At 64.4% G+C, this 15,030-nt stretch carries 18 protein-coding genes; all 18 read right to left on the bottom strand.

The genetic code is table 11. The features are described from left to right. Window positions 1-3: 3 nt before the first annotated feature. The gene (trbJ, locus tag ASB66_RS06100; RefSeq protein ID WP_060719711.1) at window positions 4-756 is read right to left on the bottom strand and encodes a P-type conjugative transfer protein TrbJ; all 753 of its coding nucleotides are present in this window, start codon (window positions 754-756) and stop codon (window positions 4-6) included. Beyond that, window positions 753-3,209, bottom strand: a complete 2,457-nt coding sequence (gene trbE / locus ASB66_RS06095) for a conjugal transfer protein TrbE (RefSeq protein WP_060719712.1) — start codon at window positions 3,207-3,209, stop codon at window positions 753-755. The genes trbJ and trbE overlap by 4 nt, the downstream gene beginning before the upstream one ends. Window positions 3,210-3,219: 10 nt before the next feature. Next, complete coding sequence (locus ASB66_RS06090) at window positions 3,220-3,501, bottom strand: VirB3 family type IV secretion system protein (RefSeq protein ID WP_060719713.1); 282 nt, start codon at window positions 3,499-3,501, stop codon at window positions 3,220-3,222. After that, window positions 3,501-3,797, bottom strand: coding sequence for a TrbC/VirB2 family type IV secretion system protein (locus ASB66_RS06085; protein WP_081089172.1), 297 nt, complete (start codon window positions 3,795-3,797; stop codon window positions 3,501-3,503). The genes ASB66_RS06090 and ASB66_RS06085 overlap by 1 nt, the downstream gene beginning before the upstream one ends. A gap of 122 nt (window positions 3,798-3,919) precedes the next feature. Further along, window positions 3,920-4,915, bottom strand: coding sequence for a P-type conjugative transfer ATPase TrbB (trbB, locus tag ASB66_RS06080; RefSeq protein WP_114386311.1), 996 nt, complete (start codon window positions 4,913-4,915; stop codon window positions 3,920-3,922). Between the two features lie 199 nt (window positions 4,916-5,114). Then, window positions 5,115-5,546 (bottom strand): hypothetical protein, encoded by a 432-nt coding sequence (locus ASB66_RS06075; protein WP_060719715.1) that lies wholly within the window; start codon window positions 5,544-5,546, stop codon window positions 5,115-5,117. Between the two features lie 5 nt (window positions 5,547-5,551). Then, window positions 5,552-7,537 (bottom strand): conjugal transfer protein TraG, encoded by a 1,986-nt coding sequence (locus tag ASB66_RS06070; protein WP_060719716.1) that lies wholly within the window; start codon window positions 7,535-7,537, stop codon window positions 5,552-5,554. Window positions 7,538-7,564: 27 nt separating this feature from the next. After that, window positions 7,565-9,304 carry a relaxase/mobilization nuclease domain-containing protein gene (locus ASB66_RS06065; RefSeq protein ID WP_060719717.1) on the bottom strand — a complete coding sequence of 580 codons (1,740 nt, stop codon included), beginning with the start codon at window positions 9,302-9,304 and terminating at the stop codon, window positions 7,565-7,567. Window positions 9,305-9,547: 243 nt separating this feature from the next. Continuing rightward, on the bottom strand, window positions 9,548-10,096 hold the full coding sequence (locus tag ASB66_RS06060; protein WP_420094374.1) for a lytic transglycosylase domain-containing protein: 549 nt from the start codon (window positions 10,094-10,096) through the stop codon (window positions 9,548-9,550). A 222-nt stretch (window positions 10,097-10,318) separates the two neighbouring features. Further along, window positions 10,319-10,654 carry a DUF736 domain-containing protein gene (locus ASB66_RS06055; RefSeq protein WP_060719719.1) on the bottom strand — a complete coding sequence of 112 codons (336 nt, stop codon included), beginning with the start codon at window positions 10,652-10,654 and terminating at the stop codon, window positions 10,319-10,321. Window positions 10,655-10,699: 45 nt separating this feature from the next. After that, complete coding sequence (locus tag ASB66_RS06050) at window positions 10,700-11,245, bottom strand: S26 family signal peptidase (protein ID WP_060719720.1); 546 nt, start codon at window positions 11,243-11,245, stop codon at window positions 10,700-10,702. Beyond that, complete coding sequence (locus tag ASB66_RS06045) at window positions 11,242-11,763, bottom strand: DUF2840 domain-containing protein (RefSeq protein ID WP_060719721.1); 522 nt, start codon at window positions 11,761-11,763, stop codon at window positions 11,242-11,244. The genes ASB66_RS06050 and ASB66_RS06045 overlap by 4 nt, the downstream gene beginning before the upstream one ends. Beyond that, window positions 11,760-12,011, bottom strand: coding sequence for a hypothetical protein (locus ASB66_RS06040; RefSeq protein WP_060719722.1), 252 nt, complete (start codon window positions 12,009-12,011; stop codon window positions 11,760-11,762). Before ASB66_RS06040 ends, ASB66_RS06045 begins: the two co-directional genes overlap by 4 nt. Further along, entirely contained in the window at window positions 12,008-12,661 is a 654-nt protein-coding gene (gene parA / locus ASB66_RS06035; protein WP_060719723.1) for a ParA family partition ATPase, read from the bottom strand. Before parA ends, ASB66_RS06040 begins: the two co-directional genes overlap by 4 nt. After that, entirely contained in the window at window positions 12,658-13,806 is a 1,149-nt protein-coding gene (locus tag ASB66_RS06030) for a replication initiator protein A (protein WP_060719724.1), read from the bottom strand. The genes parA and ASB66_RS06030 overlap by 4 nt, the downstream gene beginning before the upstream one ends. Before the next feature lie 18 nt (window positions 13,807-13,824). Beyond that, window positions 13,825-14,106, bottom strand: coding sequence for a helix-turn-helix transcriptional regulator (locus ASB66_RS06025; RefSeq protein WP_060719725.1), 282 nt, complete (start codon window positions 14,104-14,106; stop codon window positions 13,825-13,827). A 140-nt stretch (window positions 14,107-14,246) separates the two neighbouring features. After that, window positions 14,247-14,570, bottom strand: coding sequence for a DUF2285 domain-containing protein (locus tag ASB66_RS26645; RefSeq protein WP_272940000.1), 324 nt, complete (start codon window positions 14,568-14,570; stop codon window positions 14,247-14,249). 127 nt (window positions 14,571-14,697) lie between these two features. Beyond that, on the bottom strand, window positions 14,698-15,009 hold the full coding sequence (locus tag ASB66_RS26640; RefSeq protein ID WP_234823915.1) for a transcriptional regulator domain-containing protein: 312 nt from the start codon (window positions 15,007-15,009) through the stop codon (window positions 14,698-14,700). Window positions 15,010-15,030 lie beyond the last annotated feature (21 nt).

Here is a 15,030-nt window from a genome sequence, read left to right as displayed (position 1 = left end):
CCCTCAGTTGAACATCTTGGCGCTGCCGGCCTGATAGTCGGAGCCTGGCGTCAGGAAGCGCTGGCGCTGCACGCGTCCCTGTTCAGCCGCAGCCGCGCGTTCGGCCTCGGTGAGTGCAGTAGATCGGCCATTGGCGGCAAGCAGTGCTGTGAGGTCGGAAAGCTGCTGAGACTGAAGGGCGAGGAGCTGGTTGCCCGCCTGCGCGGCCTGAAGCGCGCCGGTCGCGCTCTGGCTCTGACCGACCAGTTGCGACATCTCGGTGCGGTTGGTGTCGATATTGCCGACGACGGTGGCCTGCACGCGCATGGCGTCCTGAAGGCCGCCGACGCTGTTCTTCCAACGCTCCTTTGCATCGGCAACGAGCTGCGCATCGGTGGCCGAAAGCGAGACATTGGCGTATTTCGACTGAAACGCCTGGTCGATCTGGCCGACGTCGAACGCGATGTTCTGCGCCTGGGACAGAAGCTGCTGCGTGCGGCTCACCGATTGCTGAATCTGCTGAAGCGACGAGTACGGCAGGCTGGCGAGATTACGTGCCTGGTTGATCAGCATCTGCGCTTCGTTTTGCAGGCTGGTGATCTGGTTGTTGATCTGCTCCAGCGCGCGTGCGGCGGACAGAAGATTCTGGGAATAATTCGTCGGGTCGTAGACGATCCAGGCGGCGGACGCCGGCGGCGCCAGAACGATCGATGCCGGGCCTGAAACGGTAAGAATGGATGCGGCAAGCAGTGCCGCGCGGAAACGGTAGGTCTTCATGATTGAGCCTCCTTGTCGGGCTGGGGGATGAGATTGGCGAGGTCGGGAATGAAGTCCGCAGCCCAATCGACGCCGCGCAGGCGCAGCCAGGCGGCAAGGAAGCCGTCCCGGCCGTGCTCGGCGAAGACGCGGGCGATGGCGGACTGGTCGGATTTCGAGGAGGCGGCCGTCAGCGCCAGTCCCACTTCGGACAGGCCCAGATCGAACAGGCGGTTCCCCCTGCGGCTTTGGCAGTAGTAGTCCTTTTTCGGCGTAGCCCGCGCGAGGATCTCGATCTGGCGCGCGTTCAACCCAAATCGCTGATAGATCGCGGTGATCTGCGGTTCGACGGCGCGCTCATTCGGAAGAAGCAGGCGCGTCGGGCAACTTTCGATGATCGCGGGGGCGATCGCTGAATTGTCGATGTCGGACAGCGACTGCGTGGCGAAGATCACGCTGGCGTTCTTCTTGCGCAGGGTTTTCAACCATTCCCGCAACTGCCCGGAAAAGGCTTCATCATCGAGCGCCAGCCAGCCCTCATCGATGATGAGCAAGGTGGGCGAGCCATCTAGCCGGTCACCGATGCGGTGGAATAGATAGGACAGGACGGCCGGAGCGGCGCCGGTGCCGACCAGCCCCTCGATCTCGAAGGCCTGCACCGACGCGCTGCCGAGGTGCTCGGTTTCGGCATCGAGCAGCCGGCCATAAGGACCGCCGACGCAATACGGCCTGAGCGCCTGCTTCAGGTCGTTCGATTGCAGCAGCACCGTCAGGCCGGTGATGGTGCGTTCCTCGACCGGCGCCGAAGCGAGAGAGGTCAGCGCCGTCCAGATATGCTCCTTGACATCAGGCGTGATCGCGATGCTCTCGCGCGTCAGGATGGCAACGATCCAGTCGGCCGCCCAGGCGCGTTCGGGCACATCATGGATGCGCGCAAGTGGCTGGAGTGAGACGGAAAACGCATCCCCTTCGGTCAGATCACCGCCCAGATCATGCCAGTCGCCACCCATGGCGAGGGCTGCGGCCCGGATCGAGCCCCCGAAATCGAAGGCGAAGACCTGAGCTTGGGCGTAGCGGCGGAACTGGAGCGCCATACAGGCGAGCAACACGCTCTTGCCCGAGCCGGTCGGCCCGACGACGAGCGTATGCCCGACATCGCCGACGTGAATGGATAGCCGGAACGGGGTGCTTCCCTCGGTCTTGCCGAACAGCAAGGGGGCGCTACCCAGGTGGTCATCCCGTTCCGGCCCCGCCCACACGGCGCTGAGGGGAATCATGTGGGCGAGATTGAGCGTCGAGACCGGAGGCTGGCGCACGTTGGCGTAAGCATGCCCCGGCAGCGAGCCGAGCCAGGCATCGACGGCATTGATGGATTCCGGCATCGCCGTGAAGTCGCGGCCCTGGACAACCTTTTCGACAAGCCGGAGCTTTTCGTCGGCAAGGCGGGGATCGGCGTCCCATACGGCGATGGTCGCCGTGACATAGGCCGTGCCGGCATAGTCGGCGCCGAGTTCCTGAAGCGCGATGTCCGCATCGGTCGCTTTGTTCGCGGCATCGGTATCGACCAGGACCGAAGCCTCGTTGGTCATCACTTCTTTCAAAATGGCGGCGATCGACTTGCGTTTCGCAAACCACTGGCGGCGGATTCGGGTGAGCAGCCTGATGGCGTCTGTCTTGTCCAGCAGGATCGCGCGTGTCGACCAGCGATAGGGAAAGGCGAGCCTGTTCAGTTCGTCGAGAATTCCGGGCGTGGTCGCGGTCGGGAAACCGACGATGGTGAGGATGCGCAGATGAGCGTCGCCAAGGCGCGGCTCCAGCCCGCCGGTCAGAGATTGATCGGCCAGCAGCGCGTCCAGGTACATTGGCGTTTCGGGAACGCGGACACGGTGCGGTTTGGTCGAGACGGTCGAGTGCAGGTAGGTCAGCGTCTCGGTGTCATCGAGCCAGTGGCATTCGGGCATAAAGCCGTCGAGCAACGCCAGCACACGATCGGTACGATCGACGAAGCCGCGCAGGATCTCGTTCGGATCGACACCGGATCGTTCGCGCCCCTCATAGAGCCACGTCTCCGCGCGCGCCGCATCTTCGGCAGGCGAGAGATAGGTGAAGGTGAGGAAGTAGCCGGAAATATAATGGCTCCCCTGCTCCTCGAAATCGGCCTTGCGCTCGGCGTCAAGCAGGGCCGAGGCCGGATCGGGAAAGCGATCGTCGGGATAGGTCGCGGCTCCCTGGCGCTGCGCCTCCACGAAAATTGCCCAGCCGGAACCGAGACGCCTGAAGGCATTGTTCAGCCGGGCGGCGACGGCGACCAGTTCGGCAGCAACAGAAGATTCCAGATCCGGACCGCGAAATTGCGCGGTCCTTTGCAGCGATCCGTCCTTGTTCAGAACGACACCTTCGCCGACAAGCGCGGCCCAGGGCAGGAAATCCGCGAGGCGGCTGGCGGTGCGGCGGTATTCGGCAAGGTTCATCATGGCCGCGCCCTCACACCGACAGATGTCCGGGGATACGAAGGTGACGACGGCCAACTTCCACGAAAAGCGGATCGCGTTTCGCCGCCCAGACCGCCGCGAAATGCCCGACCGCCCATATGGCGAGGCCGACCAGCCAGAGACGGAGGCCGAGGCCGACGGCTCCGGCGAGCGTCCCGTTCATTATGGCGATGCTTCTCGGAGCGCCGCCGAGCAGGATGTGCTCGGTCAGCGCCCGATGTACGGTGACGGTGAAGCCCGGCAGGTCGTTGGTGTGTTCCAGAACACCCGCCATCAGACGAGCGCCCCGCCGCCGAAGCTGAAGAAGCTGAGGAAGAAGGAACTGGCCGCGAAGGCGATCGACAGGCCGAAGACGATCTGGATCAGCCTCCTGAAGCCGCCGCTCGTATCGCCGAAAGCCAGTGCCAGGCCGGTTGCAATGATGATGATGACGGCGACGATCTTTGCGACTGGCCCCTCGATGGATTCGAGGATCGACTGAAGCGGCGCCTCCCACGGCATGGAAGACCCGGAAGCATGAGCCGGCGCAGCCGCCATTACCATGATCGTGGCGACGGTCGTCGGGCTCATGAGGTGGCGACGCAAGCCGCGCAGAGACGGCGTGCGCGAACTCGCCTGAACCGGCACCATGGACAGGGTGATGCGCGGGCTGAAGAGCTTCGGCAGAACAGGCGGGAACCGGAGGGGCATGACTATTCTCCTTTCGGGAGCGGTTGGCGGTCGGGGGAAAAGCGTGCGGGGGCGACGCGGTAGTCGCCGTCCGGGCCGAGTCCTTCGACACGGGCAAGTTCAGAGAGGCGGCGCGCGGAGCCGCGGCCGGAAAGCACCGCCACGATGTCGATGGTCTCGGCGATCAGTGCCTTGGGGACAGTCACGACGGCTTCCTGAATGAGCTGTTCGAGCCGGCGAAGCGCGCCGATGCTGGTGCCGGCGTGGATGGTGCCGATGCCGCCGGGATGCCCCGTTCCCCAAAGTTTCAGGAGATCAAGTGCTTCAGGGCCTCGCACCTCGCCGACGATGATGCGATCGGGCCGGAAGCGCATGGCCGAGCGCGCCAGATCGGTCAGACTGGCGATGAAATCCTTGGTGCGCATCGGCACCTTGTTCTCGGACTGGCTTTGAAGCTCGCGCGTGTCCTCGATGATGAGAAGCCGGTCCTGCGCCTTCGCGACTTCGGCCAGCAGTGCATTGGTAAGCGTCGTCTTGCCGGTGCCGGTGCCGCCTGCGACCAGCACGTTGGCGTGCGAGGCGACGGCCTCGCGCAGCAACGCCGCCTGATCGGCGGTCATCGTTCCTGCCGAAACATAGTCGTCGAGGGTGAACACCGAGATCGCCGGCTTGCGGATGGCGAAGGCCGGACCTGTGACGATCGGAGGCAGGAGACCTTCGAAGCGTTCGCCGCTGTCGGGCAATTCGGCCGAAACACGCGGAGCGCCGGCATGAACCTCCGCGCCGACATGGTGAGCAACCAGTCGGATGATGCGTTCGCCATCCGGGGGCAAGATGCGCTCGCCGGTGTCGGACATGCCCTCAGAGAGCCGGTCGATCCACAAGCGCCCATCGGGATTGAGCATCACTTCGACAACGCCGGGATCTTCCAGAAAGCGGGCGATGGCAGCACCCAGCGCGGTGCGCAACATCCGAGCGCCACGCGCAAAGCCCTCCGAATTTCGATGCGAGACTGCCATCCGATCCCCGTTTCTCGCCGGGGAAATCAGACTGTCCCCGGACGGGGATTATTAAAAGAGCCGGAAGTTCATGCGATTCAACAAGGAAATGGCGTCGTAGTAGTATAGCGTGCAAATACAGGAAAACGGCGATGGAGCTGTCTTCTTGAACCAACCGAGGCGACGACTATTCGCGGTACGTACCCGCGTGTGGAGAGACCTATCCCTCGGATGAGTCGGTGATGTCCTCGGAGATTTCCTGCCTGAGTTTCGGCCCCTGTGCCAGACGTCGGCCGAGTGCCGTGACGAACGCCTCGTATCGTTCGCCGGCCTTGGCCCGCGCCGCCTGTGCGGCCGGTTCAGGCAAGGCTGGCGTGGTGGCGAGCCAGAAGCGGACGAAGACGGCTAGCGTTTCGACCGAGATACCGACATCGCGCTCCAGCCGCGTCATGCGGCGGTCGATCTGATCGAGGCGCTTGGCGATCAATGCCTCCCGCCGTTCGGCGTCGTCCGGCGACAGGAAGGAAGCGACGGCCGCCTCCGCAATCAAAGACATCGGCTGCTCCCGGCGCGCTGCATAATCCGAGAGCATCGTCATGACGTCAGGTTCGAGATAGACGGAGATCTGCGCTTTCTTTTTTCTGCCAGTCATTGGGGTCACAGCTCCATCCCGTCATTCGGATCAAGCGAGACCTGTCGCGCCACACCTTGCATGAGGCGGGCCATTCGGCGGTTCCGGGTGGCTTCCTCCTCCATCTCATCGGGAAGATCGATCTCGAATTCGTTTTCGATGGGCTCCTTCTTCTCGACAGGTTTCACGCGGCTCAGTTCGGGTTGACGCCGGCGCTCGGATTCGGTCGGATCCTCATCCTCCTCGGCGGCGCCCGCCGCAGCTTCGTTGAACGGGAGACGAGCTGGGATCGGCAGGCGGCTCCAGTCGTCCGGATGCGGTTCGCCGGTACGGACCAGCTTCGGCGGCGGCAGTATCCGCTCCTGAAACCTTGCATCGTCGAAGTATCGCGCCTTCTTCGCCCGGATCGGCGGCGTTCCTGCGACCATGACGATTTCGTCGGCCGGCGGAAGCTGCATGATCTCGCCAGGGGTGAGCAGCGGCCGCGCGGTTTCCGAGCGCGAGACCATCAAATGCCCGAGCCAGGGCGACAGCCGATGCCCGGCATAGTTTTTCATCGCCTTCATCTCGGTGGCGGTGCCGAGCGCGTCGCTCACCCTCTTCGCGGTCCTCTCGTCATTCGTGGCGAACGACACCCTCACATGGCAGTTGTCGAGGATCGAATTGTTCGGCCCATAGGCTTTCTCGATCTGGTTCAGCGATTGGGCGATCAGGAATGATTTGAGGCCGTAGCCCGCCATGAAGGCCAAGGCGCTCTCGAAAAAATCCAGCCTGCCCAATGCCGGAAACTCGTCCAGCATCAGCAGTAGCCGGTGACGCCCGCCCCTCGCCTGCAAATCCTCGGTCAAACGGCGGCCAATCTGGTTGAGGATGAGGCGGATCAGCGGCTTGGTGCGGTTGATGTCGGACGGCGGAACGACGAGGTAAAGCGTCGTCAGGCGCTTGCTGCCGACGATGTCGGTAATGCGCCAGTCGCAGCGCCGCGTCACTTCGGCAACGACAGGATCGCGGTACAGGCCCAGAAACGACATGGCCGTCGAAAGTACGCCTGATCGCTCGTTGTCGGATTTGTTCAGCAGCTCACGCGCGGCCGACGCGATAACCGGGTGCGGACCTGCGTCACCGAGATGCGCGGTCTTCATCATGGCGGCGAGCGTCGATTCAATCGGCCGCTTCGGATCGGACAGAAATGCCGCGACGCCGGCCAGCGTTTTGTCCTTCTCGGCATAAAGGACGTGCAGGATCGCTCCGACCAGCAGCGCGTGGCTGGTCTTCTCCCAATGGTTCCTTTTGTCCAGCGACCCTTCCGGATCGACCAGGATGTCGGCTATGTTCTGGACGTCGCGGACTTCCCATTCACCCCGCCGCACCTCGAGTAGCGGATTGTAGGCTGCCGATCGTGCATCGGTCGGGTCAAACAGCAGCACTCGGCCGTGCCGGGATCGGAAGCCGGCGGTAAGTGTCCAGTTCTCCCCCTTGATGTCGTGGACGATGGCCGAACCTGGCCAGGTGAGCAGCGAGGGCACGACCAGGCCGACGCCCTTGCCCGATCTCGTGGGCGCAAAACATAAGACGTGCTCCGGGCCATCATGCCGCAGATAGGCCCGATCAAGCCTGCCGAGAACAACACCGTCCTGGTCGAGCAGACCGGCGGCCTTCACTTCTTCCGGCTCGGCCCAGCGCGCCGATCCGTAGGTCGCAACATTCTTTGCCTCGCGTGCCCGCCAGACCGACATGCCGATCGCAACCGCGATGGCGATGAAGCCGCCAGACGCCGCGATCATACCGCCTTCGACGAAGATCGGTGGCGCATAGGCATCGTAGAAATACCACCACCAGAAGAAGGCCGGAGGATAATAGATCGGCCAGCCGGCCAGCTCGAACCAGGGCTGGCCGAGCTGAGGCTGGAAGCCGAGGCGCCACGCCGTCCACTGTGTCGCGCCCCAGGTCGTCATCAGCACGATCAGGAAGACGGTGAGGATCTGGCCCCAGAGAATTTTCGTCGCGGACATGGCGTTGGTCCTTTCATGTATTGAGGTTTAAAGGCCGAGCCCCCGCTTGCGGCCAAAACTCCAGTCGATGCCGCCGTCGTTGCGGGCGACGCCGGAGACGTGGCGGCCGAGCTGTTTTTCCAGGGATGGCGACCACGGTACGAGCCGGAAGCCAAGTCCGTCGTCGATCATCGCGTAGCGGCCGGAGGCGAGCGCGAAGCGTTGGCGATAGGTGCCGGCGACATATTCGCCGCCTGCGGCCACGTTGAATGGCTGACCGGTCTCGGTAGCGAGTTTCTCACCAAGCGCATCGAGTTCGCGGCGGCGCAAGGTGTCGACCAGTCTGCGGGCGAACACCACGCTACGTCCCTGACACTCGGCCAGACCCTGCTCGACAAGATGGTCAGCACGCCGGTCCATGGCCTGCTGCACCTCGGTGCCGAAGCCGCCATCGGACAGTGACATCGGCTCTCTTGCCACCGCCTGCCGGTCGAGCCAGGTCGCGCCCGATGCCGTGACCTGTCGCTCGATGTCGAGATCGGAGCGAACGGCGAGCGCAACACGGCGCTCACCGCGCGCGTCATCAAACTTGCGCAGCTCGACAATCGAGCCGGGAGCGCTGTCACCGGCCGCATCGAGATCGGGCAGCTTGATATGATGGGTGCGGCCATCGACGCCGTCGACCACGGCGTAGGCCGTGCCTTTCAGCTCGTCGTCGAGACCGCGATCGACCAGGCGGCCGATGATCGGCTCATCGAGGCTCTCACCGGCCAGCACGTAGTTGGCCGAGCCGCGTTCGATACCGCGGTCCGTCAGCGCCTTGTGCATGCGTTTGATGATGTCGCCACGCTCGCCGAGTTCGCGCAGTACCGCCTCGGCTTCCGGCTTGACGAACCATTGCGAGTGGCCGACCTGTCCGGCCAGGCCAAGGACTTCCAGCTTGCGCAGGCGTCCGACCTTCAGGGCATGAAACTCGTCTGGCTGGCGATCCGATTGCGGCGCAAGATCGATGATACCGGTTTCCTTACCATCCCGGACAAGCTGACGGTCGAGCTGGGTCCATCGTTCCGATTCAATCTGGCGCTCCAGCGTGCGGCGGATGTCGAGGTCGGTGCGCGGCCCCAGCTCCTGGGTGATGAGATCGCGCGCCCGGTCACGCATCCCCTCCTTGATGTAGTCGCGCGAGATGACGAGATCCTGGCCGTCGTCACGGACGCCGCGCACGATCAGATGGACATGGGGATGCTCGGTGTTCCAGTGATCGACGGCCACCCAGTCGAGCCGGGTGCCGAGGTCCTTCTCCATCTGTCCGACGAGATCACGGGTGAAGGACTTGAGATCGGACATTTCCAGCGCGTCGTCTGGGGAGACGATGAACCGGAAATGATGCCGGTCATCCTGGCTCCGCTCGGCGAAGGCGCGGGCGTCAGCATTCTCGGTGTCCGGCCCGAACAGGCGGGCCTTTTCCCCGTCACGGGTCACGCCCTCGCGGCGCAGATAGTTGAGGTGGGTGCCGAGTGGCGCTGTCCGTCCCGAATGCCGCACGACGCGCGCCTTGACGACAGCGCCGCGCGAGCGCGACGAGATCAGGCGATTGGCCTGGATGCTGGCGCGCTGACCATGTCCGAAACGTGAGCGATTACCGGGAACAACGCGGCCGGAGCGCGATACGCCGCCGCCGGCCCTCTTCGCCGCGGCGAGCGCCTGCGCGATAAAGGGCCGCGCCGATTGCCCCCGGCTGGACCGGATGCGCCCCGGACGGACGCGGAACTCGCGCTCATCGGCCATGGCGTAGCCCCGCAATGTTCAGAAAATCTCGTAGAGACAGGGTGTTGGGTCGTTGGCGAACATTGCGGCAGAGCCGGGAAATGTGCGCAACGGGGCAGAAACCCCAGCAAAAACAACCACTCGACCGCCACGCAATGTGCGTCCTTTTATCCTGCCATCCTCCGGTTGCTTCTCCTGCCTCCACCCCCGGCACCCTCCATGATGCGCCAGAGCCCGACAGGATGCGAAAGAGCCGGTTGAGGGTCATTGCGGACCGTCCCCCTCGCGCCGGGTGAGGAAAATGGTGTCTGGCTGTGATCGGGCGGCGCGATCGTCCTGCGCCGGAACGGAAGGTTGCTGGCCGCTCGACGGATGACCGGCGGCTCGATCATCGGCAGGCCGGCGGTTGTCGTCGCGCGCCACGAAGAGCGGCGCCTCTCGCCAATCGGCCGGTGGCTGGAGCGCGGTTCGCGGCCTGTCCGAGGGGGCTGCGCTGCCCAGAGCGGGTGCAAGCAAGGCGACATAGGCACGCGTTTCGGCCGGCAGGGAACGGCCGGTTGCGAGGTATTCGTCGTAGAGCGCCGGTCCCGCATTGTAAGCCGCGAGCATGGCCGGAACCGTGCGGTAGCGATCGAGCATCTCGCGCAGATAGGCCGTGCCGGCGATGATGTTGTCGCGCGGATCGAAAGGATCGTGCCCAAGCCGGTAACGGGTGCGCAGTTCGGCCCATGTGCCGGGCATGATCTGCATGAGGCCGAGCGCACCGGCAGGCGACACGGCGCGCACGTCGTCATGGCTTTCGGCACGCTTCACCGCGACGATCCATGTCTGCGGGATGCCGAAGCGCTGCGATGCCTCGGCGATGTGCGCAGCATAAGGATCGGCAGTCGCCGTGCGTGTCGCTGGCAGCGTTTGCGCGCATACCGAGACCGTGGCAGGCGCGGCGAAGGCCAGGCCGGAAAGGAGAAAAAGGACAGCCCTATGCCGGACGGCTGACCGACCGGCATAGGAGCTACTGCAAGGAGCCGGCACCGCTCAATCCTCCTTGCGTGATTTGGCGGGCCGGTTCATGTGCAGCCCCCAGACCGTGCTGTCGCCGCCGGACTGGAACAGGTTGGCGCGTAGCGGTTTGGCAAAGAGAGGGCTGTCGATCTCGATGGAGACATATTCGCCGGCGCGTTCACCGACATGCTTCCAGCCCGCGCCGATATCGGAACCCTCGTCACCTGCGAGCAGGACGCGATAGTCCGGAGCGTTCTCGGAGCCCGAGTGCTCGGCGGGAACAAGTGTGATGTCTTCCTTGATGCCGAGTGCTCTGAACTCTCCTTCAAAGCCAGTTTCCGTCCGGGTGAATTGACCAATCTGGGTCATGCTTGCCTCCTTGGATCTGCGGTGGGAATGGGCATGGGCACGCCGTCACCGCGTCGGCGCGCGCCAAACGAAGTGGCCGTGGCCGTCTTCATCGGTGTAGAGGGGGATTGCCCGGCCAATCACGGCGGAAGCTGGAAGCGGCCCGAAGTAGCGGCCGTCGAGACTATCCGCGACTTCCCAGTTCATCAGGAAAAGCTCGTCGTCGGCGACAGTGCGGCAGCCCTGCCAGACCAGCAGGTCGCGGCCCATCTTGTCTCGGCTGAGGGCGGAACCGATGGCAATGCCATCGATCATGATGTCGCGCCTGATCCGGCAAACCTGCTGTCCCGGCAGGCCGAGCACACGCTTCAGGAGCGGCACACCGTGACCGACATAGCCACGCCCGACCATGAAGTTGGCGAGCGGCTCGGGCGGCATGATGGCGACCAGTTCGGGCACCTCCAGCCGGTCGGCCGGCGCGATGGTGTAGAGCCCGAGCGGCGCGCTGGCGGTGGCGTTCCAGACGAGCCTGGTCGGCGTCGGAATGAACGCAGCAACGGCAGCGCCCATTGCCGCGAAATACGTCACCATGACATAGCCGAGGCGGGTCACCGTCCGATCCCCTGCCGCTTGAGCCATGCCTGATGGCGTTCGACAGTGTAGGGACGCGGCAGGTGACCGGCCTGCATCCGGTGGGCGACATGGCGCCAGTGATCGGGCGCGACGTCGCAGGCGTCGATGCCGGCGCGCTCCACGGCGTCGATGTGGCGCAGCACGTCCTCGACCTTGGGCCAGCCCTCGATCTTCAGGAGGATTTCGCCGCCGGGGCGCACGAAGGGCAGCGTCTGATAAGCTTCGCCCGGTTCGATGGCGCGCACGATATCGATGCGCGATATGATCGTGCCGAAATCGTTGGCTGCCCACCGGACGAACGCGAAGATGCTGTTCGGCCGGAACGACACGACGCGCCGGCGGCGATCGAGGATCAGCTCGTGCGCTTGCTCGCCGAACCTGATCCAGTATTCGACCTTATTCTCGATCCATGTCAGCTCGACATGGGTCATGTCGTCGGTGGAGCGTGCGGACGGCAACAGGCCGCCGCGCAAGCGGGGAGCCGCGTTGCCGGTCATGAGGGATCTCCTTCGGTCGGGGGGAATTCGCGCGCGAGCATCTCGCGCAGCATGTCGGCGACGGTGACGCTGCGCCGGAAGGCGGCGATCTTGATCCGTCCGCGCAGCTCGGGTGTTACGTCGATGGTGAGCCGTGCGGTGAACCCGCCGGCGTCAGCATTGCGTGGCGGCGCCTCGGCGGCCTTGATCCAGTGATCCGGGTCGGCAGGCCGAGCGGCGAAACCTTTGCGGGACGGACGCTCGGTCACGATGCCCCCCTACCGATTCCGAGACGATCGATCTCGACGGCCAGCGCCGCGATCTCGCGTGCAGCCGGCATGTCATCATCAAGTTCGCAGACAAGGCGGCCAGACTGCGCAGCCGCGGCGAAGGCGATGCGCTGGCCGATCGTGCTGGAAAGCGCTGGCGGATCGTGATCGGCCAGGGTCTCGGCTGTCTCACGCGCCAGTACGGTGCGCGCGCCGCAGCGGTTCAGGACGAAGCGCGCGGCGAGATCCGGTCGATAGACGCGCGCTTCGCGCAGAAGCGCGAGCATCTCGGCCGACGCCCAGCCGTCGAGCGGCGAAGGCTGCACCGGGATCAGCACGAGATCGGCGGCGAGCAGCGCCGAGCGCATCAACCCGGCGACCCGAGGCGGGCCGTCGATGACGACATGATCGCCGTTCCGTGCGAGCTCAGGCGCCTCGCGATGGAGCGTGTCGCGCGCCAGGCCGACGACGCCGAACAGGCGCGGAAGCCCTTCATGCTCGCGCTGCTGCGACCAGTCGAGCGCCGAGCCCTGCGGGTCGGCATCGACCAGGGTGACTCGGAGCCCCCGCCGTGCCCATTCACCGGCGAGATTGAGCGCCAGCGTCGTCTTGCCGGCACCGCCCTTCTGATTGAGGAAGGCCACGATCATCGCGTGCCTCCCGAACGGTCGTCGAGAGGAAGTTCCGGCGTCTCTGCCGTGGCTTGCGTCGTTTCGTCTTTACGGGAAACCAATCCGCAGCCGCTCTTTTTTGCGGTTACGCTAAGGCCGCTTGCGGTCTCCCGGATGAGCTTTTGCACATCGCGCGCGCGCTCTTCAAAGTTAGATTCTGGGTTAGATTCTAAGTTAAGAGCGCGATTTCCGGTTTTATTGCCGTGGGTTAAGCCCTGTTTGCGTTCCCGATAGCACGATACCGGCGTTCCTGATGGCACGATATTGGGCGTTCCCGATAGCACGAGGCCGTCCACAGGTTGTCCACAGGGCGCGAAGGCAAGCAGCATCCGGCCACCGACCCCCACTTCCATGAACAGCGTGTAGCCGGGCAACGGCTGGCGGCGGATGATGTCGCGCATTTCGAAGACAAAGCGCCGGAAGGGAGACAGGCTGCCGGATTTCTGATGAAGGTGCCGGAAGTCAAAGCGCCACCCATCGCGTTGGCGGCCACCGTGCTTGCGGACGATCCGGTAAAGCCAGCGATCAAGCCCGCCCGTCAGATCGAAATAGGCGCGATCGATGGTGAGCACGAGCGCGTCATCGAGGACGGCCTGGTAGAACCAGTCTGGAAGGATCATCTCGATGCCGTCCGGCCTGCCGTGCCGGTCCGTCCGTTCCTTCCACTCATTGATCCACGAGAAGCGATGACGGCGCCCCTCGGCGGGCTGGCGGATGGTGGTGGCGACGGTGGTGGACTGGAGCCGGTCGAGTGCCGCCTTCAGGCGCTGATAATCCCGAAGCGAGGTGCCGCGACCGACGAACTTCAGGATTTCGTAGGGGGTGGCGGCCATGAGACGCGAGGTGCGCAGCCCCGCGTCGCGCGCCTCGACGATCTGGCTTGCCGCCCAGATCAGGATGTCGGCGTCCCAGATCGTGGCCATGCCGTGATCGGGAACGGCTTCGACCCGGATCGTCACATTGCCGGCGATGAAGTCGATCGGCGTGACACGATGGGTTTTCGAGAGGGAGAAAAATGGGAAAGCCATGAGATCCTGCGCGTCTCTTGGCGCGAAGTCGCCTGGAAGCGCCCGGAACAGATCGAGCTGCCCACGCTCCGAGGAGGACCGATGCCGCGCCGCCATTCGGGAAACAGGCCGCGATCAGCGTGCGTAGCGGCCGGGCTGCGGCACGGCGGGGAGCGTCTGGCGCTTCGCCGGCAGCACCTGGCCACGCGGATCGGAGGTGGAAGTGACGGCGCCGCGTTCGGCCCAGGCTTCGAGGTCATCGACGGCATAGACGACGCGGCCGCCGAGCTTGCGATAGGACGGGCCGGTCCCATAGGTCCGGTGCTTCTCAAGGGTTCGGGCGGAGAGGCTCAGGAATTCCGCGGCTTCCTTGGTGCGCAGGTAGCGCGGCGGCAAAACGGCAAGATCGGGTCGCATGGATCGGGCCTCCGTGGGGTTGCTGGTGGCCGCTGCGGTTCAGCGGTGGATGACGACCACGGTGGCGGAGAAGAGTCGTCAGGGGGGATGGGGAATTTAAAGGGGCTAAAATCCCCACCCCATGGCTGGAACGGAAACTGCTAGGATCGGCGGCGGCGACGTAGCAACTGGAGATAGCCGCCATCGACCATCGTAAAGCCGCCCTCGACGAGGCCAATGACCGCGTCTCGCAAGGAGGATGTTTTCCAGGGCTCGGAGGCGACGCGCGAGCGCCCGTAGATCGCGATGGCGATGTCACGGTAGGTCGCGCCGGCCAAGCGGGCATCGAAGACGCGCAGCATCTGGCGAGTGCGCTGCCGACGCTGCGGCGTCAGGCGATTATCGGTCGGGACGCGCTGGCCGGTCAGCATGGCCGAAAAGCGGATTAGCGCGTGAAGCCGATCCGGTGTGTCATCGTCGAGGATGATGATGGCGACCAGAATGCCGCCGGAATCGGAATCGATCCGGGTGACCTCGAGATGTTCTTCATTGACGCTGAGCCGCAGGCACCCGTCGCCAGAGCTGTCGATCGCGTGTGCTCGGATGAATTCTTCAGCAGTCCCAGTATCGCTTGAAGCGAATAAGACCCTGTGGAGCAGAATGGCTCCGGGGTCGGCAATCGGGGTCCAGAAGACGGGCTGGTCGAGTGCTGTGCGCTGAGGATCTGCAACAAAAACACAATCCCCATTTTTCAGCGACCTCGCGCGCCTGGTCGCTATGAAGCTGTCCACGAGCGGAAAGATCGCGGTAGGCTTGGCGGTAATCCTGGTTCCGGCGAAGGAATTCCCAGGCAAGTTCGGACGTCGTCAATTGATCAACAAAGTCATAATTGGCATTCGATCGCCAGTCTTGGTCTTGCGGCATTCCTCCAAACCTCCACGCACG

Source organism: Gillisella vitis (assembly GCF_001541345.2).
Lineage (GTDB): Bacteria > Pseudomonadota > Alphaproteobacteria > Rhizobiales > Rhizobiaceae > Allorhizobium > Allorhizobium vitis.
This window is presented reverse-complemented; position numbering and strand designations above follow the sequence as displayed.